Origin of the sequence: Pseudomonas sp. EZ-C24 (genome assembly GCF_014525325.1) — a bacterium.
Taxonomy (GTDB): domain Bacteria; phylum Pseudomonadota; class Gammaproteobacteria; order Pseudomonadales; family Pseudomonadaceae; genus Aquipseudomonas; species Aquipseudomonas shirazensis.
In genome coordinates, this window is record NZ_JACDIU010000003.1 from 1 (window position 1) to 24,960 (window position 24,960).

Here is a 24,960-nt window from a genome sequence, read left to right on the forward strand (position 1 = left end):
GGGGCGCAAAGCGCCCCAACACACGGTCTACACATCAACCACGACGATCAGCCACCACACCGATCAACACCAGCACCACCAGCAGTACCGGCGCCAATGCGTAGTTGTTGAACTGGCTGAGCCCCTTGATCACCCACGGCGTGGCATAGATCAACGCCGCACCGCTGCCCACCATCACCAGCAAGGCCATGAATGGTATGCGCAACGCGCCGGCCAGGCCGCCCAGGCGCTGGTCTACCCAACCCTTGATATCCGTGCCGAACAGCACCAGCAGGCAGCCTACCAGCGCCAGCGAGATCTCCGACAGGTTGCTGCGGCTCCAGCGCGACACGGTCGCAAGCAGGTCAAGTACCAGGTCCATGGGTCATCCTTAGGTCAAGAAATACTGCAGCAGGTCATTGAGGAACAACTGGCCGCGCGGTGTTGCTGCCAGCCGATCCGGTTCGACCTGCAAAAGCCCCTTTTGTTCGGCCAGGCGCCGGGCTTCGGCCAGCTGCGCCAGCGGCAGACCGGTGCGGCGGTGGAACAACTCAGCCTCGACCCCATCCGTCAGGCGCAGCGCATTCATCAAAAACTCGAACGGCAGCTCATCCACTGGCAGCAGCTTCTCCCCAGCCTTGTACGGCTTGGCCGGGTTCAGGTAGTCCTTGGGTAGACGCGTCTTCCAGGTGCGCAGGATGCGCCCGTCGGCGAACGACAGCTTGCCGTGGGCGCCGGCGCCGATGCCGATGAAGTCGCCGAAGCGCCAGTAATTGAGGTTGTGCCGTGCGGCGCGATCGGCCTGGGCATAGGCCGACACTTCGTACTGATGGAAACCATTGTTGGCCAGCAGCAACTGCCCGGCTTCCTGGATATCCCAGAGGATGTCGTCTTCAGGCAGCTCGGGCGGCTGGTTCCAGAACACCGTGTTCGGCTCGACGGTAAGCTGATACCAGGACAGGTGCGTCGGGCCCAGGTCGATTGCCTGCTGCAGGTCGCCCAAGGCGTCCTCCAACGACTGATCGGGCAGGCCGTGCATCAGGTCCATGTTGAAGTTGTCAAAACCTGCTGCGCGCGCCATGTCGGCTGCGCGGATCGCCTCGTCGCCGTTATGAATGCGGCCAAGCTTCTCCAGCTTGGCCGGTTGGAAGCTCTGCACGCCGATCGACAGGCGATTGATACCGGTCTGCCGGTAAGCCTTGAACTTGTCCTGCTCGAAGGTGCCCGGGTTGGCCTCGAGGGTTATCTCGATATCGGCGGCAAACGCAATGTGCTGTTCAACCCCCCGCAGCAGGCGGTCCAGCGCAGCGGCGCTGAACAGGCTTGGCGTGCCACCGCCAAAGAAGATCGTGCTGATGGTGCGGCCCTGCACGGCAGGCAGCTCTTGTTCAAGGTCTGCCAGCAAGGCGTCGACGTAGGCTTCTTCAGGCAGATCAGGGCCGGCCTGGTGCGAGTTGAAGTCGCAGTAGGGGCACTTGCGCACGCACCAGGGGATATGGATGTACAGCGACAGCGGGGGCAGCTCCGGCAATGCCAGGCGCGCGCCAGAGGCCCGCGGATGGAGCAGCTGGATCGACGGCTTGTCGGTCATGCCAGGCCCAGACGCTGACGCAGCAGGGCCATGGCGCGGGCGCGGTGGCTGAGCTGGTTCTTCTCCAGCGGCGCGAGCTCTGCGCTCGAGCAGTTGCGCTCGGGCACCCAGAACAGCGGATCGTAGCCAAAGCCATGCTCGCCACTGGCAGCACGCAGGATGCTGCCGTGCCAGAGGCCTTCGCAGAGGATCGGCAGTGGGTCATCGGCATGCCGTACCAACGCCAGCACACAGACGAACTGCGCACCACGTTGCTCATCCGGCACGTCTTTCAGCGCGTCGAGCAGCTTAGCGTTGTTGGCGGCATCGCCCTTGCCATCGGCATAGCGTGCCGAGTAGATGCCCGGCGCGCCGCCGAGAAAGTCCACGGCCAGGCCCGAGTCATCGGCCAGTGCCGGCAAGCCGGAAATGCGCGCCGCGTTGCGGGCCTTGAGAATGGCGTTTTCGACGAATGACAGGCCGGTTTCTTCCGGCTCGACCTGGCTGAATTCGCCGATCGAACGCAGGTGCACCGACTCGCCAAGCATGGCCTGGAGTTCTTTGAGCTTGCCAGCGTTATGGCTGGCCAATACGAGTTGCTGAAGATTGATCATTCGCCTGGGAACACTTCCTGGTTGAAGCTGAAAGAATGGCTGGCGCCGCCGCTGGCAACCGTGAGTTCGAAGATCAGCGTCTGCGCCTGCTCGATTGGGAACTGGGCGAGGTAGCTGACGCCACTAGGGTCGCCGACCTGGCGGAACGCCAGCGGGCTGCTGCGCCCGGTGAGGTCCTTGACGCTGCCGCTGACCATGGCCATGTCCGGCTTGCCGCCCTTGAGCACCGACACGGTCAGCACGCCCTGGTTCTTGCTGCGGATCAGGCCATTGGCGGTGGCAATCGCCGGCTGCAGCATGCTCGAAGTGAAGGCGCTGTAATGCACGGTGACATCCCCGAATACTTCCTTGCGCTGGGCCTTGGCCGCATCGGCAGCCAGCACCGGTAGGGCCATGCACAGGCCGAGCAGTAATACAGCGAGTCGACGCATCGGGCGAATCCTCCAAGCGGTACGGGGTCAGACGGCGATCTGGTGTTCGCTCAGGCTCGGGCTGCTGAGGCGATAGATGCCGATTTCTCCCAACAGATTAGGCCAAACCCGGCCGCCGATGCCATTGCGGTGCAGGCGGTCGACGGCCAGCCGGTCGAGGACCTTGGCATGGTGATCGACGCACAGCTGCTCGAAGTCGGCAAAGGTGCAGAAGTGGATGTTCGGCGTGTTGTACCAGGTGTACGGCATGAAGTCCGAAACCGGCATGCGGCCCTTGCTGGCCAGGTACCAACGGCAGCGCCAGTGGCCGAAGTTGGGGAAGGTGATGATGCACTCGCGGCCCACCCGCAGCATTTCGGCGAGGATCCGGTCGGGGTATTCGACCGCCTGCAGGGCCTGGGTCATGACCACCACGTCAAAGCTGTTGCTGGCAAAGTTGCCCAGACCCTTGTCGAGGTCCTGCTCGATGACGTTGACGCCCTTGGCCACGCACGCGGCGATGTTGTCGGCATCGATCTCCAGGCCGTAGCCGGTGACCTGCTTGAGGTCGCGCAACGACGCCAGCAGCTCGCCGTTGCCGCAGCCCAGGTCGAGGACCCGGCTGCCGGCGGGGATCCAGTCTTGGATGATTTCCAGGTCGGCTCTCATGCGGTCCTCAGATGGCGATGCGGTTCATGTAGTTCGAGAAACCCAGCATGTAGCGAGGCGTTGGTATCAGGAAGGCGTCGTGGCCGTACGGCGAGTCGATTTCCAGATAGCAGACGTTCTTGCGTGCGGCCATCAACGCATCGACGATTTCTCGCGAGCGGGCCGGCGAGAAGCGCCAGTCGGTAGTGAACGAGATCACGCAGTAGTCTGCCGTGACGTTGCTCAAGGTTGCCGCCAGATCGCCGCCATGTGTGGCTGCCGGATCGAAGTAGTCGAGCGCCTTGGTCATCAACAGGTAGGTGTTGGCGTCAAAGCGACCAGAGAATTCTTCGCCTTGGTAGCGCAGGTAGCTTTCGACCTGAAACTCAACGCTGTGGAAGTCGTAGTTGAGCTTGTCGCTCTTGAGTTCGCGGCCGAATTTCTCGCCCATCGAGTCATCCGACAGGTAGGTGATGTGGCCGACCATGCGCGCCAGCATCAGGCCGCGCTTGGGGATCACGCCCTGGTCCTGGAACGAGCCACCGTGGAACTCAGGGTCGGTGAGGATGGCCTGGCGGGCAACTTCGTTGAAGGCGATGTTCTGCGCCGACAGTTTGGGCGCGGAGGCGATATCGACGCAGTGGCGGACCCGGTCAGGGTAGGTGATGGTCCATTGCAGGGCCTGCATGCCACCGAGACTGCCACCCACCACGGCGGCCCACTGGTTGATGCCGAGGCGGTCGGCCAGGCGCACCTGGCTGTGTACCCAGTCTTCCACGGTGAGCACCGGGAAGTCGGCGCCGTAGGGCTTGCCGGTCAGCGGGTTGACGCTGCTCGGGCCGGTGCTGCCGTTACAGCCGCCAAGGTTGTTCAGGCTGACCACGAAGAAGCGGTTGGTGTCGATCGGCTTGCCAGGGCCTATACAGCTGTCCCACCAGCCGGGCTTGCGCTCGTCGGCACGGTGAAAGCCCGCGGCATGATGATGGCCAGACAGCGCGTGGCAGATCAGCACGGCATTGCTCGCGCTGCTGTTGAGCGTGCCATAGGTTTCATAGACCAGCTCGTAGCTGGCCAGCGATCGGCCGCAGGCCAGCGCCAACGGTTCATCGAACCGGGCAGTCTGCGGTGTTACCAGACCGACGGAATCTTCGGGAAAGACAGTGGACATCGACCCTGCTCACGCTTGACGGAGGCGTAAGTCTAAAGAGCGCTACCCCCAGCGGCAAGCACAGGCTGCCGCTGGCGGTGCACGGGTCAGATCATTCGCCACAGCTCTTGCGGCATGCCGGCGTAGGCTGCCAGTGGTGGCATCACGAACGACTGGATCACCTGGATCGCCAGGAAGGCAAAGATCGGCGAGATGTCCAGGCCGCCCAGGTTCGGTATCAGGCGGCGGAACGGCGCCAGCACTGGCTCGGCGATCTGGTAGGCGAGCTCGGCAGCCGGGTTGTGGCTGTTGGGCGCAACCCAGGAGACGATGACCATGACGATCATCGCGACCCAGAAGATCTTCAGGAACAGCGAGGTAACGCCAATGATCGCCCACATCAGCAGGTGCAGGATGTCACCGGCGGTGCCGTAGGTGATCATCAGCACAAAGGCCATCAGCAGCGCCTGAATCAGGATCGCCAGCAGCAGCGACGAGGTATCCAGGCCGAAGATGCTCGGCACGATGCGCCGGATAGGCTTGAGCAGCGGTTGCGTGGCGCGCACCGCGAACTGGCTCAGCGGGTTGTAGAAGTCGGCCTTGACCAGTTGCAGCACAAAGCGCAGCAGAACGATCGCCAGATACAGGCTGACCAGGGTTTGCACCACGAAAATAGCGGCGCCAGACAGTGCATTCATCAACAGCTCCTTATTTGCCCAATTGTTCGGCGAGCTCGGCGGAGCGCGTTGCCGCGGCCTGCAGCGCCTGTTCGACGATGGCCTCGAAAGCATTGCCCTGGAACGATTTGATCGCCGCCTCGGTGGTCCCGGCAGGCGAGGTGACCCGGCGGCGCAGCTCAGCGGCATCGACATCACTGGCGACTGCCATGTGCGCCGCGCCGAGGGCGGTTTGCAGGGTCAGCTGGGAAGCGGTTTCGCGCGGCAGGCCGAGCTTTTCGCCGGCAGCGGTCATTGCTTCGATCAGCAGGAAGAAGTACGCCGGGCCGCTGCCGGAGACTGCCGTTACGGCGTCCAGCTGCTGCTCGTGCTCCAGCCACAGCGCCGTGCCTACGGCCGACAGCAGTTCTTCGGCCTGCTGACGTTGCTCGGCAGACACCTGCTCGGTGGCGTACAGGCCGCTGACGCCTTGGCGCAACAGGGCCGGGGTGTTGGGCATGCAGCGCACCACAGGGCGCGGGCCGAGCCAGTCTTGCAGGCTGGCGCAGGTGATCCCGGCGGCGATGGAGACGATCAGTTGGCCGTCCTGCAGGTTGGCCTGCAGGCTCTGGCAGACGCTTTTCATGACCTGCGGCTTGACCGCCAGGACGATCACGTCGGCGTCGGCGATTGCTTGAGCGTTGTCTTCGAACACCTCGATTGCGTGCTCGGCGCGAACCCGGCTGCGGGTCTCGGCGCCAGGGTCGCTGGCGCGAATCTGCGCAGCGTCCAGACCCTGCGCACGCAGGCCGCCAATCAGGCTGGCGGCCATGTTGCCGGCGCCGATAAAGGCAATACGTGTCTTGCTCATGTCAGGTCCTTAGAAAAAAGTGAGTAAAGCATGGATTCAAGCCTGCCCGTAATCGCGCGCGCCGAACAGGGCGGTGCCAATACGCACCCAGGTCGCACCTTGGCTGATGGCGGCCTCGAGGTCGTGGCTCATGCCCATCGACAGGGTGTCCAGGCCAAGATTCAGGCTGGCCTGCAGCTCGCGCAGTCGGGCAAAGGCAGCCTCCTGCACCGCGCGCTCATCGCTCGGCTCGGGGATGGCCATCAAACCACGCAAACGTAGGCCCGGCAGTGCGGCCACCGCTGCTGCCAATGCTGGCAGCTCAGCCGGGGTACAGCCAGACTTGCTGTCCTCGCCACTGACGTTGACCTGCAGGCAGATGTTCAGTGGCGCCAGCTCGGTCGGGCGTTGTTCGGACAGGCGTTGGGCGATCTTCAAGCGGTCTACCGAATGCACCCAGGCGAAATGCTCGGCAATCGCGCGGGTCTTGTTCGATTGAATGGGGCCGATGAAGTGCCAGGTCAAGGCCAGGTCAGTTAATTCATCTTGCTTGGCCAGGGCTTCCTGCAGGTAGTTTTCACCCACGTCGCGCACGCCGGCAGCGTAGGCTTCACGCACGGCGGCGGCGGGTTTGGTCTTGCTCACGGCCAGCAACTTGATGCTGGCTGGGTCGCGGCCACAGGCGAGCGCTGCGCTGTCGATACGGGCGGCGAGGGCGCCGAGGTGGTCTGCTATGGTGGACATGGAAGAATGCCGGCGGCTCAGTGATCTGCGCCATTCTACCTGCTTGATAGCCTTTGGGGAGTCTCATGGACGTGACTGACCTGCTGGCCCAGGCCGCTGCTGCGGGGGCATCCGACCTGCATCTGGCCGAGGCCGAACCACCACTGCTGCGCGTGGACGGCGACCTGCGCCGACTCGATCTGCCGCCGATGCCTGCCGGCCAACTGCAGCAAGGGCTGGCGCCGCTTTTGGCTGAGCACCAGATGCAGCAATGGCTGGCCGGTGCCGAACTGGATCTGGCAGTGACCCTGAACCAGGGCTGCCGCTGCCGCCTCAACCTGTTTCGCCAGCGTAACGGCCTGGCCGCCAGCCTGCGCTTGATCCCGAGCCATGTGCCAAGCATCACCGAGCTTGGTCTGGAAGATGTATTGCAAGCTGTTGCCCAGTGCACCGATGGCCTGGTGCTGATCGGCGGGGCAACGGGTAGCGGCAAGTCGAGCACCCTGGCCGCACTGGTCGACTGGCTCAATCGTGAGCGCTCGTTACACATCATCACCCTGGAAGACCCGATCGAAGTTATCCACAGCAGCCAGCGCAGCCTGGTCACCCAGCGTGAGGTCGGCCAGCACAGCAGTGACTTTGCCCAAGGCCTGCGCAGCGCCCTGCGTCAGGACCCTGACGTGATCGTGCTGGGTGAACTGCGTGATCTGGAGTCGATCCGCCTGGCGCTGCGCGCGGCGCAGACCGGGCATCTGGTACTGGCGACCGTGCACACGCGCTCGGCGGTGAGCAGCATCGACCGTATGGTGGAGGTGTTTGCCGCCGACGAGAAACCGCTGGTGCGTACCCTCCTGGCCGACTCGCTGTGCGTGGTCGTGGCGCAGATGCTGGTCAAACGGCGCGGTACCGGTCGGGTTGCGGCGCGGGAAGTTCTGCTGGCGAACATGGCTGTGCGCAACCTGATCCGCGAGGGACGGTTGGCGCAGATCTACTCACTGATGCAGGCGGGAGGCGCGGCGGGGATGAAGACCATGGATGCAGCTTTGCAACAGTTGCGCGCTGAAGGCGTGATCGAAACGGGGTAGCATCTGCACTGGCCTCGTTGCGAGGCCAGCGCGTGCACCTGTCAGCGCTTGGCCAGGCTCAGCTGTTGATCCTTCGGCAGGACGCGCTTGGCGACTACGTAGTGTTTCTGCCAGTACGGCTTGCTCAGTTGGTCGATGCTGACCGACTTGCCACGACGCGGTGCATGGATGAAGCGGTCGTTGCCCAGGTAAATGGCAACATGATTGACCCGGCGGCTCTTGATGTTGAAGAAGATCAGGTCGCCTGGCTTCAGATCGCCCTTGGCAACCTTGACGCCGTGACCCTGGGCCATGGCATTGGAGGTACGCGGTAAATCGACGTCTGCCACGTCGTTGAACGCATATTTCACCAGCCCGCTGCAGTCAAAGCCCTTGCCTGGCGTGCTGCCGCCCCAGCGATAAGGGGTGCCGAGCACATTCACCGCGCGGCTTAGCACGTTGCTGCTCTGCTTGGCGGACATGGCCACAGCCGGCAAGGCGTTGGCAGCATTGCTTGGGCGGGCAAGCAGATTGGCCGATTTGGCTGCTGCATGTTTGACCGGTGCATGCTTCACGGTGGCGTTGGTGGTGTAGCCAGTGAAGCCGTTGGGAAGTCGTTGCTCACGATTGGTGGCGTGGGCTGCCAGGGGTAACAAGAGGCAGAGGGTCAGCCATGTCTTGAATAAAGGCGGCATAGATGAAGCTCTTGAAAGATGATTAGGTGATGACGCGCAACTTTATAACAGCTTTTTGCTCAAAAAATGATCCGTTGGTCGACTGCAAGGAACCATGCGTCGGCTTCACATGAAAAAGTCACATTTATTCTGAGAATATTTTTGGCTAAGCCACGAGGGCTAGGAATGAATACTTATCAACAAGGGGCGCCTTATCACGACACCCATAGCAAGGTACTGGGGTACCTGTTGTGGATTTTCGGCTTCCTCGGCGCGCACCGTTTCTACTACGGCAAGCCGATTACCGGGACTATCTGGTTCTTCACTCTGGGCCTGCTGGGCATTGGCTGGTTGATCGACCTGTTCCTGATCCCGGCGATGGACCGCGAGGCAGACATGCGCTTCCAGTCGGGTCGGGTCAACTACAGCCTGGCGTGGGTACTGCTGACCTTCCTCGGGCTGTTCGGCGTGCACCGGCTGTACATGGGTAAATGGATCACGGCGATCATCTACTTCTTTACCGGGGGCCTGTTCCTGCTTGGCATCCTCTACGACTTCTGGACGCTCAACCGGCAGATTTCCGATGTGAACAGCGGCCGGGTCTGACTGATCCGTTCCAGCCTCAATGACGAGCTGAAAAAAAGGCCTTGGCGCGATTCGCGGCAAGGCCTTTTCAGTTACTGACGGGTCTGTCGCTGTTGCAGCAGAAGGTTGCTGAAGCCCGCACCGGCCAGCTGCTTCTGGGCAACCGTGAGTTGTTCACGGTTGCTGAAAGGGCCGACCAGCACCCGGTACCAGGTCTCCTCCTTGACCGTGCCCGACTCGACCTTGACCACCTGGCCGAGCAGGATGATCTGCGCCCGCACCTTGTCAGCATCGGCCTCTTTGCGGAACGAACCGGCCTGGAGGAAGAACTGCGTGGTTGCCGCTGGCTTGATCACCGGCGGTGGCGGCGGCGGAGTCTGCCCGAGCAGTGCTGCCTGCGCGCGCGCTGTGTCGATTTTCGCAGCCTCGGCCGGGGTCACCGGTTGCGCCGGTACCGGCGGCGTTTTCTCCGGCACGGCCTCAGGCGGCACGATCACCTCCGACTCAGGCAGCAAGGTGTAGAAGTCGTACTTTGGCTTGACCGGTACCTGCGGCGTGGCCGCGGTGGTCTTGGCTGCTTCGGCAGTCCTGCCCGGTTTTTGCTGTTCCGGCTTGGCCCGCCTGATGTCATCACCGCCAGGCTCGAGCTTCATCAGGAAGACAATGAACGCGCCAACCGTCAGGCCGACCGCCAGCCAGATCCAACCCGGGATCGGCTGTTTGGCAGGGGCCTGTTGGCGGCTGGCGCCGCGCTTGGGTGCAGGTTTTTTCTTGGCAGCCAACTTACATGCGCTCCAGGGTTTCCAGGCCGAGCAACTCCAGGCCTTGCTTGAGCGTGCGGCCGGTCAGGGCGGCCAGGCGCAGGCGGCTCTGTTGTTGTTCAGCGGTTTCGGCGGCGAGGATCGGGCAGTTCTCGTAGAAGCTGGAGAACAACCCGGCGATGTCGTACAGGTAGCTGCACAGAACGTGCGGGGTACCTTTGTCGGCGACGCTGTTGAGCACTTCGCCGAACTGCGCCAGGCGTGCGGCCAGGTCCTGCTCGTGTGGGGCCTGCAGCACGATCTGGCCGTCGAGCTGGTCGTAACCCTTGCCCAGCTTGCGGAACACGCCCGCGACCCGGGTGTAGGCGTACAGCAGGTACGGCGCGGTGTTGCCTTCGAAGTTGAGCATCAGTTCGAAGTTGAAGCTGTAATCGCTGGTGCGGTGCTTGGACAGGTCGGCGTATTTCACCGCGCCAATACCGACCACTTCGGCGATCTGGCGCAGTTCGTCTTCGGCCAGGCTCGGGTTCTTTTCCTTGACCAGCGCATAGGCGCGGTCCTTGGCCTCGTTGAGCAGGTCGATCAGCTTGACGGTGCCGCCATCACGGGTCTTGAACGGGCGGCCATCGGCGCCGTTCATGGTGCCGAAGCCCATGTGTTCCATCTGCATCGGGTGGCCGACAAAGCCTGCGCGGCGGGCCACTTCAAATACCTGGTTGAAGTGCAGTGCCTGACGCTGGTCGACGAAGTACAGCGCGCGATCGGCCTTGAGCACGTTGCTGCGGTAGCGCACGGCGGCAAGGTCGGTAGTGGCGTACAGGTAGCCGCCATCGGCCTTTTGCACGATCACCGGCAGCGGCTCGCCATCGGCGGTCTTGAATTCCTCGAGGAACACGCACTGCGCGCCCTGGCTTTCGACCAGCAGGCCTTTGCTCTTGAGGTCGCTGATGACGTTGGCCAGATCAGCGTTGTAGGCGCTTTCGCCCATCACGTCGGCCATGCTCAGCTTGACGTTGAGCAGCTCGTAGGTCTTCTGGCAGTGCGACAGCGAGATGTCCTTGAAGCGCGTCCACAACGCCAGACAGTCGGGGTCGCCGGCTTGCAGCTTGACCACCAGGCCACGGGCGCGGGTGGCGAATTCTTCGGATTCGTCGAAGCGCTTCTTCGCGGCGCGGTAGAAGTTTTCCAGGTCAGACAGCTCGTCGCTGGTGATCGGATTTTCCTGCAGGTAGGCCATCAGCATGCCGAACTGGGTGCCCCAGTCGCCGACGTGGTTCTGGCGGATCACCGTGTCGCCGAGAAACTCCAGCACTCGCGCAACGCTGTCACCGATGATGGTCGAGCGCAGGTGGCCGACGTGCATTTCCTTGGCCAGGTTCGGCGCCGACAGGTCGACCACGACCTTCTCGGCCGGACCAGCCTTGCGCACGCCAAGCTGGCTATCGGCCAGGGCAGCATCAAGGCGCTCGGCCAGGGCGGCGGTGTTCTGGAAGAAGTTGAGGAAGCCCGGACCGGCGATCTCGACTTTGCTGATGTCAGCGCTGGTCGGCAGTGCTGCGATGAGCTTTTCGGCGAGGTCTCGCGGCTTCATCCCGGCTGGCTTGGCCAGCATCATGGCAATGTTGCTGGCGAAGTCACCGTGGGTCTTGTCGCGGGCGTTTTCCACCTGAATCGCCGGGGTCAGGCCGTCAGGCAGCACACCGTCGGCGACGAGTTGGGTGAGGGCTTGCTGGATCAGCTGGCGAATGGTGTCTTTCATCGGAATCTCTTTTCGACCGCAAGCGCGGCGGAGCGCTTCGATGCGCAGGTGGAAAAACTGAGCATTATCCGTGGCTGAGCCGTGGTTGCCAACCTTTGCGGGTATCAACGGCGCGTCAACAGCTCAGTACAGGTCGACCGGATCGACGTCCAGCGACCAGCGCACCTGACGCCCGCTGGGCATCTGTTCCAGCTCCAGCAGCCAGGCGCTGATCAGCCGGTGCAGCGGCGCGCGGGCGCTGGCCTGCAACAATAGCTGCGCGCGAAAGCGCCCGGCGCGGCGTTCCATCGGTGCCGGCACCGGGCCGAGCAACTCGATGCCCTGGCCGCCTTGTTCGGCCAGCAAGCGCTCGGCGGCGCTGCACGCTTCATCCAGAAACCCTTCGGCCTGGCCCGGCTTGTGCGCTTCGGCGCGCAGCAGGGCGAGGTGGGCGAAGGGCGGCAGGCCGGCGCTGCGGCGTTCGCTCAGGGCCTGTTCGGCAAAGGCGAAGTAGCCTTCTTCAGTCAACTGCACCAGCAGCGGGTGCTCGGCCAGGTGGGTCTGCACGATGACCTTGCCCGGCTCTTCGGCGCGCCCGGCGCGGCCGGCGACCTGCACGATCAACTGGGCCATGCGCTCGCTGGCGCGGAAGTCGCCAGAGAACAGCCCGCCATCGGCATCGAGGATCGCCACCAGGGTAACTCGCGGAAAATGGTGGCCCTTGGCGAGCATCTGCGTGCCGACGAGGATGCTCGGCTGGCCGCGCTGGATGGTGGTGAACAGGTTGTGCATGGCGTCTTTGCGCGATGTGCTGTCGCGGTCCACGCGCAATACCGGGAAGTCCGGGAACAGTACTTTCAGGCGCTCTTCGGCGCGCTCGGTGCCGGCACCCACTGGGCGCAGGTCGACATGCGCACACTTGGGGCAGCGCAGCGGCAGGCGCTCGTCATAGCCGCAGTGGTGGCAGCGCAGCACGCCGGAACGCTGGTGCACGGTCATGCGTGCATCGCAGCGCGGGCAGCCCGACATCCAGCCACAGTCGTGGCACAGCAGTGTCGGGGCAAAACCGCGCCGGTTGAGGAATACCAGCACCTGCTGGCCGGCTTCGAGGGTCTTGCCGATGGCCTGTTGCAGCGGGCCACTGATGCCGCTGTCCAGCGGCCGGCTGCGCACGTCGAGGCGCAGGAAGCGCGGCTGTTTCGCACCCCCGGCGCGGTGGTTCATGCGCAGCAGGCCGTAACGGCCGGTGTGGGCGTTGTGCAGGCTCTCCAGCGAGGGCGTGGCCGATCCGAGCAGAATGGGTACGTTCTCTTGATGCGCGCGTACCAGCGCCAGATCGCGGGCGTGGTAGCGCAGGCCCTCCTGCTGTTTATATGAGCCGTCGTGCTCTTCGTCGATGATGATCAGGCCAGGGTTTTTCATCGGCGTGAACAGCGCCGAACGGGTGCCGATAATGATGTCGGCTTCGCCATCCCGCGCCGCCAGCCAGGCATCCAGGCGCTCACGGTCGTTCACCGCCGAGTGCAGCAGAGCGATGCGCGCATTGAAGCGCTGCTCGAAGCGCGCCAGGGTCTGCGGGCCGAGGTTGATCTCGGGGATCAGCACCAGCGCCTGCTTGCCGGCCTCCAGGGTTTCGCGGATCAGTTGCAGGTAGACCTCGGTCTTGCCGCTGCCGGTAACCCCTGCCAACAGAAACGCATGGAAGCTGCCAAAGCCCGAGCGCACGGCTTCGAAGGCTGCCCGCTGTTCGTCGTTGAGCGGCAGCTCCGGCTGCGCCAGCCAGTGTTCATGGCGGGTGGCCGGGCGTTGCCGGCGCACCTCGAGCTGGACCAGCTGTTTGGCCAGCAGCAGGTCGAGGCTGTCCTTGTTCAGGCCCAGCTTACTCAACAGGCTGTGGGCAACGCCGTGCGGGTGCTGCGACAAGGTCTGCAGGGCTTCGCGCTGACGCGGCGCGCGGGCAATCCGCGGGTCGTCCAGGCGCGCGTCAGCGGTGACCTGCCAGAACCGCTCCTGGCGGATTTCGGCTGCTTCGCCCTGGCGCAGCAGCACCGGCAGGGCCCAGCTCAGGGTATCGCCCAAGCTGTGCTGATAGTACTGAGCGGTCCACAGGCACAGCTTGAACAGCGCTGGCGGCAGCGGTGAGGTTGGGTCGAGCAGGGCAATCGCAGCCTTGAGCTTGTCGGCCGGCACCTCACTGGTGGCGCAGACCTCGACCAGGATGCCGATCATCTCGCGGCGACCAAACGGCACGCGGATACGCATGCCCGGGGTCAGCGGCTGGCGGGCCATGGCGGCCGTGGCCCGGTAGTCGAACAGGCGACGCAGGGGCGAAGGCAGGGCAAGGCGCAGGATGACGTCGGACACGCAGAAGGTCTCTGAAGGGCATTTCGGAACAGTTCAGGGCAGCGCCGAGCCTAGCAGACGACGGTCGGTGCGTGCGACAACTTGCGCTGACGCTGCGCTCTGGTATTATTCCCCGCCTAATTACGTGCGGTATTCAACAATAGGTGTTGGGTGGCGGCACGCAGCTCGAGGAAGTGACCATGAAAGAGAATATTCATCCGAACTACGAAGTAGTTGCAGTCACCTGCAGCTGCGGCGCCAAATTCGAAACCCGTTCGACCCTGGCCAAGCCGCTGGCGATCGACGTGTGCTCCCTGTGCCACCCGTTCTACACTGGCAAGCAGAAAGTCCTGGACACCGGTGGTCGCGTACAGAAGTTCGCAGATCGCTTCGGCATGTTCGGTGCCAAGAAGTAAGATTGCGCATGGCGAAGCCCTTGGCTCTCGCGCTGCTGCAACGAAAAGCGTCCCTTGTGGGCGCTTTTTTTATGGCCGCGATTTGTGCCATGCCGGCGCAGGCCTTCTGCCCATTGCCGGTCAAGCCGCAGCAAGTCGCCGTGCGTCAGGTGCTGGATGGCGACACCGTGCGCCTGAGCGATGGCCGCAGCGTACGCCTGATCGGCATCAATGCCCCTGAGCTGGGGCGCAAGGGCCGCCCGAGCGAGCCCTATGCCGAAGCCGCCAGGCAGCGCCTGCAGGCTTTGATCAAGGCCAGTGATGGCCGGGTCGGGCTGGTGCGCGGAGCTGAGGCGAAAGACAAATATGGCCGCACTCTGGCGCATATCTATGGGCGTAATGGCGACAATCTTGAGGCGGTGCTGCTCAGCGAGGGCCTTGGCTTGCGCGTGGCCATAGCGCCCAATGTGCGCCTGGCGGGCTGCCAGGATGCGGCCGAGCAGGCGGCTCGTTCTGCTCGCCTCGGGCTGTGGCGGCAATCGCCGGTGCAGCGCGAGAGCGCCCTGCGCCAGTCCGGATTTGCCGTGCTCAGCGGCACCGTGAGGCGTATCGAGCGCAATCGGGGCGGGGTCTGGCTGGACCTTGGCGAACGCGTGGTGGTGCAGGTGCCCGCTCGTCTGCAGCGGCACTTCCCGGCGCGCTTCTTCGATAACCTCAAAGGGCGCCAGGTCGAGGTCCGCGGCTGGGTGATCGACCGTTCCCGCAAGGGTGTGATCAAGCCCGGGCAGCGTCGCTGGCTGCTGCCATTGACCGATCCGAGCATGCTCAAACGGGCCTCTGGCTAAAAAATTGTAGACATTAATGCCTGCAATTGTACACACTGAATCCCGCATGCCCCGTGGGTTGTAGCGTAAAGTCGTAGGCCATGGGCCTTGACACATGTGACCGGGCAGTCTTGTCGCCCCCCGGCACTTTGCGTATCCTCGGCGGTCCGTCAGAACAGTAAATAAGCGGAATTGCCCACCATGTCAGACCTGAAAACCGCCGCTCTCGAATATCATGCTCAGCCTCGTCCGGGGAAACTGAGCGTCGAGCTCACCAAGCCAACCGCCACTGCGCGCGACCTGTCCCTGGCCTACAGCCCGGGCGTTGCCGAACCTGTGCGCGAGATCGGTCGTGATCCAGAGCTGGCTTACAAGTACACCGGCAAGGGCAACCTGGTCGCAGTGATCTCCGACGGTACCGCCATTCTTGGCCTGGGTGACCTCGGCCCACTGGCTTCCAAGCCGGTCATGGAAGGCAAGGGCGTTCTGTTCAAGCGTTTCGCCGGTATCGATGTATTCGACATCGAAGTCGAGTCGGAAAGCCCACAGGCCTTCATCGACACCGTGCGCCGTATCTCGATCACCTTCGGCGGTATCAACCTCGAAGACATCAAAGCGCCAGAGTGCTTCGAAATCGAACGCACCCTGATCGAGCAGTGCGACATTCCGGTATTCCACGATGACCAGCATGGCACCGCCATCGTCACCGCGGCCGGCATGATCAACGCCCTCGAAATCGCCGGCAAGAAGCTCGAAGAAGCGCAGATCGTCTGCCTGGGCGCCGGCGCTGCCGCGATCTCCTGCATGAAGCTGCTGGTCAGCATGGGTGCCAAGGTCGAGAACATCTTCATGATCGACCGTACCGGTGTTATCCACTCCGGCCGTGAAGACCTGAACCAGTACAAGGCGCAGTTCGCCCACGCTACCGACAAGCGCAGCCTGGCTGATGCCCTGCAAGGTGCTGACGTATTCGTAGGTCTGTCCGGCCCGAATCTGCTGAGCGCTGAAGGCCTCAAGTCGATGGCTGCCAACCCGATCGTGTTCGCTTGCTCGAACCCGGATCCAGAGATCAGCCCGGAACTGGCTCACGCCACCCGTAACGACGTGATCATGGCTACCGGTCGTTCCGACTACCCGAACCAGGTCAACAACGTTCTGGGCTTCCCGTTCATCTTCCGTGGTGCTCTGGACGTTCGTGCCAAGCGCATCAACGAAGAGATGAAGATCGCTGCGGCCATCGCTCTGAAGGACCTGGCCAAGCAGCCAGTGCCTAAGGAAGTCTGCGATGCGTACGGCGTGCAGGCCCTGGAGTTTGGTCGTGAGTACATCATTCCGAAGCCGATGGATCCACGTTTGATTACTCTGGTTTCTGATGCGGTGGCCAAGGCTGCGATCGAAAGCGGTGTTGCTACCCTGCCTTATCCGAAGCACTACCCGCTGAAAAGCGTGGACGATGTGTTCAACGGTTAATAGGCATGGCGTTATGAAAAACCGGCTCTGATGGGCCGGTTTTTTTATGGCTGGGGTTTGGTTTGCCGCGGCGGCCACACCGCGCAGCTCAACGGCGGTCCGTGTAGGAGCGGCCTTGTGTCGCGAAAGGGTCGCGCAGCGGCCCCGGCTATCTGTGGTTCGCTCACTGTTCCTGTGGTCTTATCCATTTTCTGTGGTGGCCTTGCGGGCCCCTTTCGCCCTTACGGCGAGTCACTTTTTTGGCAAACGCCCCAAAAAAGTAACCAAAAAAATGCTTGGCTCCACATCCGGCCCCTGCGCTGCGCTGCGGGGTTCCCTCGCTCCGGTCTTGCTCCCGGGAGGACCGCACTGAACGGGCCCTCCTGGCCCGCAGCGCTTGACGGGCATCCATGCCCGTCACCTCCCTCCGCAAGACCTGCGCTCGGCCTCCTGAGTCGCCGGTGGATCAAGATCAAAAGCAGATCAAGATCAAGAGCACGCCTCGCTGCGCTGGCGCAGATCAAGAGCTAGGGCCGCTCTGCGGCCCCGGCTTTTGGGCTTAGAACAGGTCCATCGGCGCTGCTTCGTCCGCTGGCAGCGGGCTGCCAGGCGCTGCGCCGTTGCCCAGTTCATCCACCGACGGCGGCGAATCTTCGGCCTTGAACAGTTCGAAGTAGGCGTTCGGCGTGCTTGGGGTCGCTGCGCGGCCGCTGACCGGATCGACCCGCAGGCTGAGGATGCCTTCAGGTTCGGCTGGAGCGTGGTTGGGTTTGTCTTTCAAGGCGGCGCCCATGAAACTCATCCAGATCGGCAGAGCCGCAGTGCCACCGTATTCGCGGCGGCCGAGGGTTTCTGGCTGGTCGAAGCCAACCCAGACAGTGGTCACGTAGTCGGCGTTGTAGCCGGAGAACCAGGCGTCCTTCGATTCGTTGGTGGTACCGGTCTTGCCAGCCAGATCGGTGCGGCCCAGAGCCATCGCCCGGCGGCCGGTGCCGCGCTTGATCACGTCCTGCAGCATGCTGGTGAGGATGTAGCTGGTGCGCGGGTCGATGATCTGTTCGGCGAGCACTGGTGTCTGCGCACTGAACTGGGCGTTGGCGGTCGGCGCTTCGCCCGGCATGCCGCTGCTGCTGATCGGCTGCTCTGGCGCGGCGATGCCGGCCTCATCGCTGCCGCCGCCCTGCGGCACATGTGCAGGGTTGGCAGTAAACAGGGTATCGCCGTTGCGGCTCTCGATGCGCTCGATCAGGTACGGGCTGATCTTGTAGCCGCCGTTGGCGAAGGTGCTCCAGCCGGTGGCAATTTCCATCGGGGTCAGGGTCGCGGTGCCGAGCGCCAGCGACAGGTTGCGCGGCAGGTCCTGCTTGTTGAAGCCGAACTTGGCGATGTAGTCGATGGTGCGGTCGACGCCCATCGCCTGCAGCAGGCGGATCGAGACCAGGTTGCGCGACTTGTACAGCGCTTCGCGCATGCGGATCGGGCCAAGGAAGGTGTTGGTGTCGTTTTTCGGCCGCCAGACCTTGTCCAGGTACTCATCGACAAACACGATCGGCGCGTCGTTGACCAGGCTCGCGGCGGTGTAGCCGCTGTCCAGGGCCGCGCTGTAGACGAACGGTTTGAAGCTCGAGCCCGGCTGACGCTTGGCCTGCATGGCGCGGTTGTAGTTGCTCTGCTCGAACGAGAAGCCACCGACCAGGGCGCGGATCGCGCCGTTGTACGGGTCGAGGGTGACCAACGCACTCTGCGCGCCCGGGACCTGGCTGAACTTGAGCTTGCCTTCATCCAGGCGCTGCACGCGGATCAGGTCGCCGACCTGGGCGACATCGGCAGGCGATTGTGGTGCCCGGCCTTGAGCGTTGGTGTTCAGATACGGCCGCGCCCATTTCATGGTGTCCCACGCCACGTCCTGCTCTTCACCGTTGCGGGTGAGCACTTTCAGGCCGGTCTTGTCGACCTGGGTGACGATGGCTGGCTCCAGCCCGCCAAGGGTGCGCTGCTTGCCCAGCTCCTGCAGCCAGGCGGCGTGGGTCTTGCCCGGGAAGCGTGACTCAGGGCCGCGGTAGCCATGGCGCTCATCGTAATCGGACAAGCCATTGAGCACGGCGCTGTTGGCCATGTTCTGCATATCGCTAGGCACCGTGGTGGTCACCCGGAAGCCTTCGGTGTAGGCCTCACTGCCATAACGACCAACCATTTCAGCACGGGCCATTTCGGCAATGTACGGCGCGTTCACTTCCGGCGTCGGCACGTGGTAACTGGCGTTCAGCGGCTCGGCCAGGGCGGTCTCGTAGCTGGTTTGGTCGATCTTGCCGAGTTTGTACATGCGCCCGAGGATCCAGTCGCGGCGCTCTTTGGCCCGGGTCGGGTTGGCCAGCGGGTTGAAGCGCGAAGGGGCCTTCGGTAGGCCGGCGATCATGGCCATCTGCGCCAGGCTGACGTCGCGGATCGACTTGCCGTAGTAGACCTGCGCTGCGGCGTCGATGCCGTAGGCGCGGTTACCCAGGTAGATCTTGTTGACGTACAGCTCAAGGATCTCGTCCTTGGTCAGTTCGCGTTCGATCTGCAGGGCCAGCAGGATTTCGTTGGTCTTGCGGGAGAAGCTGCGCTCGCTGGTAAGGAAGAAGTTCTTCGCCACCTGCATGGTGATCGTGCTGCCACCCGTCTGGATATGACCAGATTTGACCAGTTGGGTCGCGGCACGCATCAAGCTGCTCGGATCGACCCCGTAATGGTTGAGGAAATTGTCGTCTTCGGCTGACAGAAGCGCCTGAATGAACTGTGGGGGAATTTCCGCGAAGCGGATCGGCGAGCGGCGCATTTCGCCAAACTCGGCAATCAGCTTGCCATCGCTGCTGTAAACCCTCAGGGGGATCTGCAACTGGATGCTTCTGAGCGAGTCGACCGAGGGCAGGCTGGGACTAAGATACAGAAACGCCCCGCTCAGACCGAGTACGAGGGCACAGATGACTGCGACGAAAGACCACCAGAAGAACTTCAGCAGGCGTATCAAGGCTTTTGGGTGTCCAGGTTGAGAAATGGAGTGCGCACAGGTCCGGCGGACAGGCAAAAACGCTGGGCATTATAAGCAGTTTTCGCCCCATCGGGCGACCGTCGGGGCGACCGGTCGGGCCAATGGCGCGGGCTGACAATCATGGAGCAGGGAGACAGCGATGCTTGGACGCTTGGGCAAGGATGCCGGTTCATTGTTGGGTGTGGAAATAGCCGCCGACTCGGTGCGCATGCTGCAATTGCATGGGCGCCAGGGGACTGAGCAGGTCGTTGGCTGGGCGTATCAGCCGCTGCCGGGGGCAGTTGGCAATGACTGGGCGCAAGCCCCAGATGCTCTGATAGACGCGCTGCGCTGCGCTTTTGAGCGCTGCGGCAGTCGGTGTGCGCAGGTTGCAGTTGCGCTGCCGGGCGGGGCGACGTTGTGCAAGCTTTGTTGCCTCCCAGCAGGCTTGTCGGCGGCTCAACTGGAGCAGCGGCTGCTGGTCGATGCCGAGCAGATGTTCCCGTTTGCCCTGGAAGACCTGGCGTTGGACTTTCAGGTGCTCGGCCCGGCAGTCGAGCCGGTGGGGCATGTCAATGTGCTGGTTGCCGCTTGCCGCCAGCGCTCACTGGATCAGCTCGAGCAGCTGCTGGAGGCCGCAGGCCTGTGCGCGGTGGCAGTCGAAGTCGACAGCATCGCCCTGCGCCGGCTGGTGCCCGACGGCCAGGCCTTGCTGCGTATCGAGCAGGGCGGGGCAGCGTTACATAGCTGGTCGGCAAGTGGCCTGCCGCAGCGTCAGGAACTGACTTTCGGCGCCCATGAGCCGGACGATGCACGCCTGCAGCGCGTGCTTGAGTTGTGCGCAGCGGCGCTGCCAGGCGAGCACGGTGTGCAGGTGGTCGCGGCCAGCGAACAGGCATCACGCTGGCTACCCGCTTTCGCTGCTCGATTGCCCTGCGATGCGCTGTCGCCGTTGCACGGTCTGGGCTCGGCTGGCCTGAGCAATCGTGCCGAGCTGGTGCGGGTGGCGCCGCACATGGCGCTGGCCTGCGCTCTGGCACTCGGCGGTGCCTGCTGATGCTGCGTTTGAACCTGCTGCCCTGGCGCGAACGGCAGCGGCTGGCGGCGCTGCGACGGTTTCAGCTGGCACTGATTGGCAGCCTGCTGCTGGCGCTCGCCGGCGTGATCATGCTTGACCAGCTGGCGCGCCAGCGTGGTCAGCAGCAACTGGCGGCGATTGCCGAGCGCCAGGCTGACGTCGCCCAACTCGACATCCAACTGCAGCAGTTGAAGGCGGTGCAGGGCAGCCACGCTGATGTAATGGCGCAGTCAGCAGCGCTGCAAGCGCTGCGCAATGGCCAAGACCTGCTGCCGAGGGTGTTCGCTGAGCTGGAGCGGGCATTCGGTGCCAGTTTGCAGCTGACCGAGATGTCCATCCAGGAGGGGCAGTTGCAACTGCTCGGGTTGGCGGCGTCGCCTGCGGTAGTGGCGCAGTTCATCCGCGATCTGCAGCAATCAAGGCAATTCGACGCGCTTGAACTGAAGCATATCCGTGCAGTTGCCGACGGCGATGAGTTCCTGTTGCTGGCACGTCTGTCGGCGCTTGAGCTGTGAGCGGGCCATGGCCTCCCGACTGGCAGCAAGTGGTGAGCAGTTCGCTGCTGGCCAGGCTGGCGATGCTGCTCGTACCGCTGCTGATTGTGGCCAGTATGGCCTGGCTGATGCGCTTTGAGGGTGTGCAGCGCACCTACCGGATGCAGACGGCAACACTGCAGGCACTGGAGCAGGCGTTCGGGGTCAAGGCGCTAGGCGTGCAGGACTTGCCCGCCGCGCAGGAGGCACTTGCTGACAGTAAGGTGCAGTTGCAGGACGCCCGCTGGCGCTTGGCGGCTGGGCAGGAAATGAGCGACCTGCTCGATCAGTTGGCGCGGTTAGGCCATGCCCATGGGCTGCTGATCGAGCAGGTGGATGTCGGCGAGCCGAGCCAGGCGGCCGGCTACCTGGTCGCGCCGCTGCAGTTGCAGGTGATCGGCAATTACCCGGCGCTGCGGGCATGGCTGGATGACTGGCTGGGTCAGATCCGCCTGCTGCACGTCTCGACTCTGCAGCTTGCCGCAGCAGACCAGCCCGGGATGCTGCGGCTGCGCTTGCACGTGCAGGCCTTTGACGCGGGCCAGCAGTTACCGGCGCCGACCTCGCTAGCGCATGAAGCCGCCAGGCAGCGGCCACCGCCAGCGCAGGTCGATCCATTCCAGGCCTGGTCTGCACGCAGCGCAGCCGATGGTCTGGCCCGGGTGCCGCTGGCTCAGTTGCAGATGGTCGGCAGCCTCGCCCGCGATGGCCAGTATCAGGCTCTGGTGTGGTGGTCCGGGCGTTTGTATCGCGTGCGCGCGGGTGACCCATTGGGTCGCGACCAGGGTGTGGTTGTGCGGGTTGACGAACGGCAGATGGAGGTACGCGAGCAGGTCTTGCTTGGTGGAGCCTGGCAGGAGCGATCAACCCTGGTTGGGTTACGAAAGCATGTGACGCAAGGAGGCATGGATGAAGCTCGGACAACTGGCAATGCTGCTGGCGACGGTTCTGGCGATGCACGGGGCGCAAGCGAAGACCTATCAGGGTGAACCGCTATCGCTGAATTTTCAGGATGTTGAAGTTCGCGCAGTGCTGCAGGTGCTGGCCGACTATGCTGGGATCAACCTGGTGGTCAGTGATACGGCAAACGGCAACGTTACTCTGAGGTTGATACAGGTGCCCTGGGATCAGGCGCTGGATCTGGTCCTGCGCAGCAAAGGGCTGGCGAGCCGGCAGGAAGGCAATGTGCTGCTGGTAGCGCCGGCGGCCGAGCTGGCTGGGCAATCCCGCGAAGAACGGCTGGGTCGGGAGCTGGACGCCCAGTTGCAGCCGCTCGAACGCGCGTTGTTGCCAGTGCATCACGCCAAGGCAGCGGAGCTGGCCGAGTTGCTGCTGGCGACCTTGGCCGACGACGGCATCCTGACCGGGCGCGGCAGCCTGGGTGTCGATGCGCGGACCAACACGCTGGTGGCACATCAACCGGCAGAGCGACTTGCCGAGCTGCGCCGACTGGTCACCGAGCTGGATGTGCCGGTGCGGCAGGTGCTGATCGAAGCACGCATTGTCGAAGCCAACGTCGACTATGAAAAAAGCCTCGGGGTGCGCTGGGGCAAGCCGTTCAGCGGCGCCGAAGGCCGCAGCGGCAAAGGGCTGTTCGTCGATCTCGGCGTGGATCGGCCAACTTCAGCGGTGGGCCTGGGGTTGCTGCGCGGCGACGCCTTGCTGGATCTGGAGCTCAGCGCGATGGAAAAGAGCGGCAATGGCGAAATCATCTCGCAGCCCAAGGTGGTGACCGCCGACAAGGAGACCGCGCGCATCCTCAAGGGCACCGAAGTGCCATATCAGGAAACCAGCAAGAGCGGCGCGACCTCGGTGTCGTTTCGCGAAGCCTCGCTATCGCTCGAAGTTACCCCGCAGATCACCGCCGATGGTCAGGTAATCATGACCGTGCGCGTGACCAAGGACGAGCCGGATTACGTCAATGCACTCAACGATGTTCCACCGATTCGCAAGAACGAGGTCAACGCCAAGGTGCGCGTGGCCGACGGCCAGACCATCGTCATCGGTGGCGTCTACTCGACTACGCAAAACAATGTGGTCGACAAGGTGCCATTTTTCGGTGATCTGCCGTATGTTGGGCGGCTGTTTCGACGCGATGCATTACAAGAGAAAAAATCCGAGCTGCTGGTCTTCCTGACTCCGCGTATCATGAGTGACCAGGCGATTGCTGTGAGTCGTTGATTCTGTGCGAAATTTGATACTTGTAGGGCCCATGGGCGCTGGCAAAAGCACCATCGGACGCCTGTTGGCCAAAGAGCTGCGCCTGCTGTTCAAGGATTCCGACAAGGAAATCGAACTGCGGACGGGCGCCAATATCCCGTGGATCTTCGACAAGGAAGGCGAGCCGGGCTTTCGCGATCGTGAAGAAGCGATGATTGCCGAGCTCTGTGAGCTGGACGGCGTAGTCGTGGCTACCGGCGGCGGTGCAGTCATGCGTGATGCCAATCGGCGTGCTCTGCATGCCGGTGGCCGGGTGATCTATCTGCACGCCTCTGTTGAGCAGCAGGTCGGGCGCACGGCACGCGATCGCAATCGGCCGCTGTTGCGCACCGCCAATCCGGAAGCGACCCTGCGTGCTTTGCTCGAGTCGCGAGATCCGCTCTATCGCGAGATCGCCGACGTGATCGTGGAAACCGACGAACGGCCGCCGCGCATGGTGGTCCAGGATATTCTCGAGCGCCTCGAGCAGTTGCCGCCCCGCTAAGCCGGGACTATTCTCGGCCACCAACGCCGAGGCAGGGGTTCAACCTTACCGCGTGTGTCGTCCAGGCGACGCCGCGCTCCAGACATTGTGGGGATACATGCAGACACTTAAGGTCGATCTGGGCGAACGCAGCTACCCGATCTACATTGGCGAAGGCCTGCTGGACCAGCCTGAACTGCTGGCCCCGCACATTGCCGGCCGGCAGGTCGCCATTGTCTCCAACGAAACTGTCGCGCCCCTGTATCTGCAGCGCCTGAGCCAGACCCTGGGTGCCTATTCGGTGTTGCCGGTGGTACTGCCGGACGGTGAAGCACACAAGAACTGGCAAACCCTGCAACTGATTTTCGATGGCCTGCTGACGGCTCGCCACGACCGCCGCACCACCGTGATCGCGCTGGGCGGCGGGGTCATCGGTGACATGGCCGGTTTCGCCGCCGCCTGCTACCAGCGTGGTGTCGACTTCATTCAGGTGCCGACCACACTGTTGTCCCAGGTCGATTCGTCGGTGGGTGGCAAGACCGGCATCAACCATCCGCTGGGCAAGAACATGGTCGGCGCGTTCTATCAGCCCAATGCGGTGCTGATCGACACCACCAGCCTGAAGACGCTGCCGGCGCGCGAGCTGTCGGCAGGCCTGGCCGAAGTGATCAAATACGGCCTGATCTGCGACAAGCCATTCCTCGCCTGGCTCGAAGAGAATATGACCGCCCTGCGTGGTCTCGACAACACGGCGCTGACCGAAGCGATTCGTCGCTCCTGCGCGGCCAAGGCCGCGGTTGTGGGCGCCGACGAGCGCGAAACCGGCCTGCGCGCCACGCTGAACCTCGGCCATACCTTTGGCCATGCCATCGAAACCCACATGGGCTATGGCGTCTGGCTGCATGGTGAGGCGGTGTCTGCAGGTACCGTGATGGCGCTGGAAATGTCCATGCGTCTGGGCTGGATTGATCAGGCCGAACGTGATCGCTCGATTCGCCTGCTGCAGGACGCAGGATTGCCGGTGGTGCCACCACAGGAAATGACCCCGGCGCATTTCATGGAGCATATGGCGGTCGACAAAAAGGTCCTCGACGGGCGCATGCGGCTGGTGCTGTTGCGCCAGCTCGGCGAAGCCGTGATTACCGACGACTATCCGCAAGAGATCCTTCAGGCCACGCTGGCAGCGGATTACCGCGCCATTGTGGCCCAGCTTTGAGGTTGTGACA

The 24,960-nt window shown here is 63.4% G+C and carries 25 protein-coding genes; 11 read left to right on the forward strand and 14 right to left on the reverse strand.

What is annotated here, in order from left to right:
• Positions 1-34 precede the first annotated feature (34 nt).
• The 9 genes from IDM28_RS00465 to IDM28_RS00505 all read right to left on the reverse strand — a co-directional run bounded on the left by IDM28_RS00465 (position 35) and on the right by IDM28_RS00505 (position 6,618).
• A complete protein-coding gene (locus IDM28_RS00465) occupies positions 35-361 on the reverse strand; it encodes a DUF3392 family protein (RefSeq protein ID WP_101315469.1) in 327 nt (108 codons plus the stop codon).
• Positions 362-370: 9 nt separating this feature from the next.
• Complete coding sequence (hemW, locus tag IDM28_RS00470; protein WP_262499944.1) at positions 371-1,570, reverse strand: radical SAM family heme chaperone HemW; 1,200 nt, start codon at positions 1,568-1,570, stop codon at positions 371-373.
• Positions 1,567-2,163: an RdgB/HAM1 family non-canonical purine NTP pyrophosphatase gene (gene rdgB / locus IDM28_RS00475; RefSeq protein ID WP_101315473.1), complete on the reverse strand. Its 597-nt coding sequence runs from the start codon at positions 2,161-2,163 to the stop codon at positions 1,567-1,569. The genes hemW and rdgB overlap by 4 nt, the downstream gene beginning before the upstream one ends.
• Positions 2,160-2,594, reverse strand: coding sequence for a DUF4426 domain-containing protein (locus IDM28_RS00480; RefSeq protein ID WP_188035149.1), 435 nt, complete (start codon positions 2,592-2,594; stop codon positions 2,160-2,162). Before IDM28_RS00480 ends, rdgB begins: the two co-directional genes overlap by 4 nt.
• Before the next feature lie 27 nt (positions 2,595-2,621).
• Positions 2,622-3,242 carry a methionine biosynthesis protein MetW gene (metW, locus tag IDM28_RS00485; protein ID WP_101315477.1) on the reverse strand — a complete coding sequence of 207 codons (621 nt, stop codon included), beginning with the start codon at positions 3,240-3,242 and terminating at the stop codon, positions 2,622-2,624.
• A gap of 7 nt (positions 3,243-3,249) precedes the next feature.
• Entirely contained in the window at positions 3,250-4,389 is a 1,140-nt protein-coding gene (locus tag IDM28_RS00490; protein ID WP_101315479.1) for a homoserine O-succinyltransferase MetX, read from the reverse strand.
• A gap of 86 nt (positions 4,390-4,475) precedes the next feature.
• The gene (locus IDM28_RS00495; protein ID WP_101315481.1) at positions 4,476-5,066 is read right to left on the reverse strand and encodes a YggT family protein; all 591 of its coding nucleotides are present in this window, start codon (positions 5,064-5,066) and stop codon (positions 4,476-4,478) included.
• Positions 5,067-5,076: 10 nt separating this feature from the next.
• Positions 5,077-5,895, reverse strand: coding sequence for a pyrroline-5-carboxylate reductase (gene proC, locus IDM28_RS00500; RefSeq protein WP_101315483.1), 819 nt, complete (start codon positions 5,893-5,895; stop codon positions 5,077-5,079).
• A gap of 36 nt (positions 5,896-5,931) precedes the next feature.
• A complete protein-coding gene (locus IDM28_RS00505; protein ID WP_101315485.1) occupies positions 5,932-6,618 on the reverse strand; it encodes a YggS family pyridoxal phosphate-dependent enzyme in 687 nt (228 codons plus the stop codon).
• A 65-nt stretch (positions 6,619-6,683) separates the two neighbouring features.
• Here IDM28_RS00505 and IDM28_RS00510 point away from each other — a divergent pair, with 65 nt between their 5' ends.
• Entirely contained in the window at positions 6,684-7,682 is a 999-nt protein-coding gene (locus tag IDM28_RS00510) for a type IV pilus twitching motility protein PilT (protein WP_188035150.1), read from the forward strand.
• Between the two features lie 41 nt (positions 7,683-7,723).
• Here the strand turns inward: IDM28_RS00510 and IDM28_RS00515 are convergent, their stop codons facing one another.
• Positions 7,724-8,356, reverse strand: a complete 633-nt coding sequence (locus tag IDM28_RS00515) for a C40 family peptidase (RefSeq protein WP_188035151.1) — start codon at positions 8,354-8,356, stop codon at positions 7,724-7,726.
• 165 nt (positions 8,357-8,521) lie between these two features.
• Here IDM28_RS00515 and IDM28_RS00520 point away from each other — a divergent pair, with 165 nt between their 5' ends.
• Positions 8,522-8,941: an NINE protein gene (locus IDM28_RS00520; protein WP_101315491.1), complete on the forward strand. Its 420-nt coding sequence runs from the start codon at positions 8,522-8,524 to the stop codon at positions 8,939-8,941.
• Between the two features lie 71 nt (positions 8,942-9,012).
• Here IDM28_RS00520 and IDM28_RS00525 read toward each other — a convergent pair whose 3' ends face one another.
• The 3 genes from IDM28_RS00525 to IDM28_RS00535 all read right to left on the reverse strand — a co-directional run bounded on the left by IDM28_RS00525 (position 9,013) and on the right by IDM28_RS00535 (position 13,783).
• On the reverse strand, positions 9,013-9,702 hold the full coding sequence (locus IDM28_RS00525; protein ID WP_188035152.1) for an SPOR domain-containing protein: 690 nt from the start codon (positions 9,700-9,702) through the stop codon (positions 9,013-9,015).
• Between the two features lies 1 nt (position 9,703).
• Positions 9,704-11,440, reverse strand: coding sequence for an arginine--tRNA ligase (argS, locus tag IDM28_RS00530; RefSeq protein ID WP_101315495.1), 1,737 nt, complete (start codon positions 11,438-11,440; stop codon positions 9,704-9,706).
• Positions 11,441-11,563: 123 nt separating this feature from the next.
• Positions 11,564-13,783, reverse strand: coding sequence for a primosomal protein N' (locus tag IDM28_RS00535; protein ID WP_188035153.1), 2,220 nt, complete (start codon positions 13,781-13,783; stop codon positions 11,564-11,566).
• Between the two features lie 179 nt (positions 13,784-13,962).
• Here IDM28_RS00535 and rpmE point away from each other — a divergent pair, with 179 nt between their 5' ends.
• The 3 genes from rpmE to IDM28_RS00550 all read left to right on the forward strand — a co-directional run bounded on the left by rpmE (position 13,963) and on the right by IDM28_RS00550 (position 16,451).
• Positions 13,963-14,178, forward strand: coding sequence for a 50S ribosomal protein L31 (rpmE, locus tag IDM28_RS00540; RefSeq protein ID WP_101315499.1), 216 nt, complete (start codon positions 13,963-13,965; stop codon positions 14,176-14,178).
• Between the two features lie 2 nt (positions 14,179-14,180).
• Entirely contained in the window at positions 14,181-15,002 is an 822-nt protein-coding gene (locus tag IDM28_RS00545; RefSeq protein ID WP_181088354.1) for a thermonuclease family protein, read from the forward strand.
• Between the two features lie 180 nt (positions 15,003-15,182).
• Positions 15,183-16,451: a malic enzyme-like NAD(P)-binding protein gene (locus tag IDM28_RS00550; protein WP_150570375.1), complete on the forward strand. Its 1,269-nt coding sequence runs from the start codon at positions 15,183-15,185 to the stop codon at positions 16,449-16,451.
• A gap of 538 nt (positions 16,452-16,989) precedes the next feature.
• Here the strand turns inward: IDM28_RS00550 and IDM28_RS00555 are convergent.
• A complete protein-coding gene (locus IDM28_RS00555) occupies positions 16,990-19,440 on the reverse strand; it encodes a penicillin-binding protein 1A (RefSeq protein WP_188035154.1) in 2,451 nt (816 codons plus the stop codon).
• Between the two features lie 160 nt (positions 19,441-19,600).
• Between IDM28_RS00555 and pilM the strand changes: the two genes are divergently transcribed.
• The 6 genes from pilM to aroB all read left to right on the forward strand — a co-directional run bounded on the left by pilM (position 19,601) and on the right by aroB (position 24,950).
• Complete coding sequence (pilM, locus tag IDM28_RS00560; RefSeq protein WP_188035155.1) at positions 19,601-20,497, forward strand: type IV pilus biogenesis protein PilM; 897 nt, start codon at positions 19,601-19,603, stop codon at positions 20,495-20,497.
• Complete coding sequence (locus IDM28_RS00565; RefSeq protein WP_188035156.1) at positions 20,497-21,033, forward strand: PilN domain-containing protein; 537 nt, start codon at positions 20,497-20,499, stop codon at positions 21,031-21,033. The genes pilM and IDM28_RS00565 overlap by 1 nt, the downstream gene beginning before the upstream one ends.
• A gap of 32 nt (positions 21,034-21,065) precedes the next feature.
• Complete coding sequence (locus IDM28_RS00570; protein WP_188035157.1) at positions 21,066-22,040, forward strand: pilus assembly protein PilP; 975 nt, start codon at positions 21,066-21,068, stop codon at positions 22,038-22,040.
• Positions 21,961-23,232 (forward strand): type IV pilus secretin PilQ, encoded by a 1,272-nt coding sequence (locus IDM28_RS00575; protein ID WP_150573352.1) that lies wholly within the window; start codon positions 21,961-21,963, stop codon positions 23,230-23,232. The genes IDM28_RS00570 and IDM28_RS00575 overlap by 80 nt, the downstream gene beginning before the upstream one ends.
• A 4-nt stretch (positions 23,233-23,236) precedes the next feature.
• Positions 23,237-23,755, forward strand: coding sequence for a shikimate kinase AroK (gene aroK, locus IDM28_RS00580; RefSeq protein ID WP_101315515.1), 519 nt, complete (start codon positions 23,237-23,239; stop codon positions 23,753-23,755).
• 97 nt (positions 23,756-23,852) lie between these two features.
• The gene (gene aroB, locus IDM28_RS00585) at positions 23,853-24,950 is read left to right on the forward strand and encodes a 3-dehydroquinate synthase (protein WP_101315517.1); all 1,098 of its coding nucleotides are present in this window, start codon (positions 23,853-23,855) and stop codon (positions 24,948-24,950) included.
• Positions 24,951-24,960: the final 10 nt, after the last annotated feature.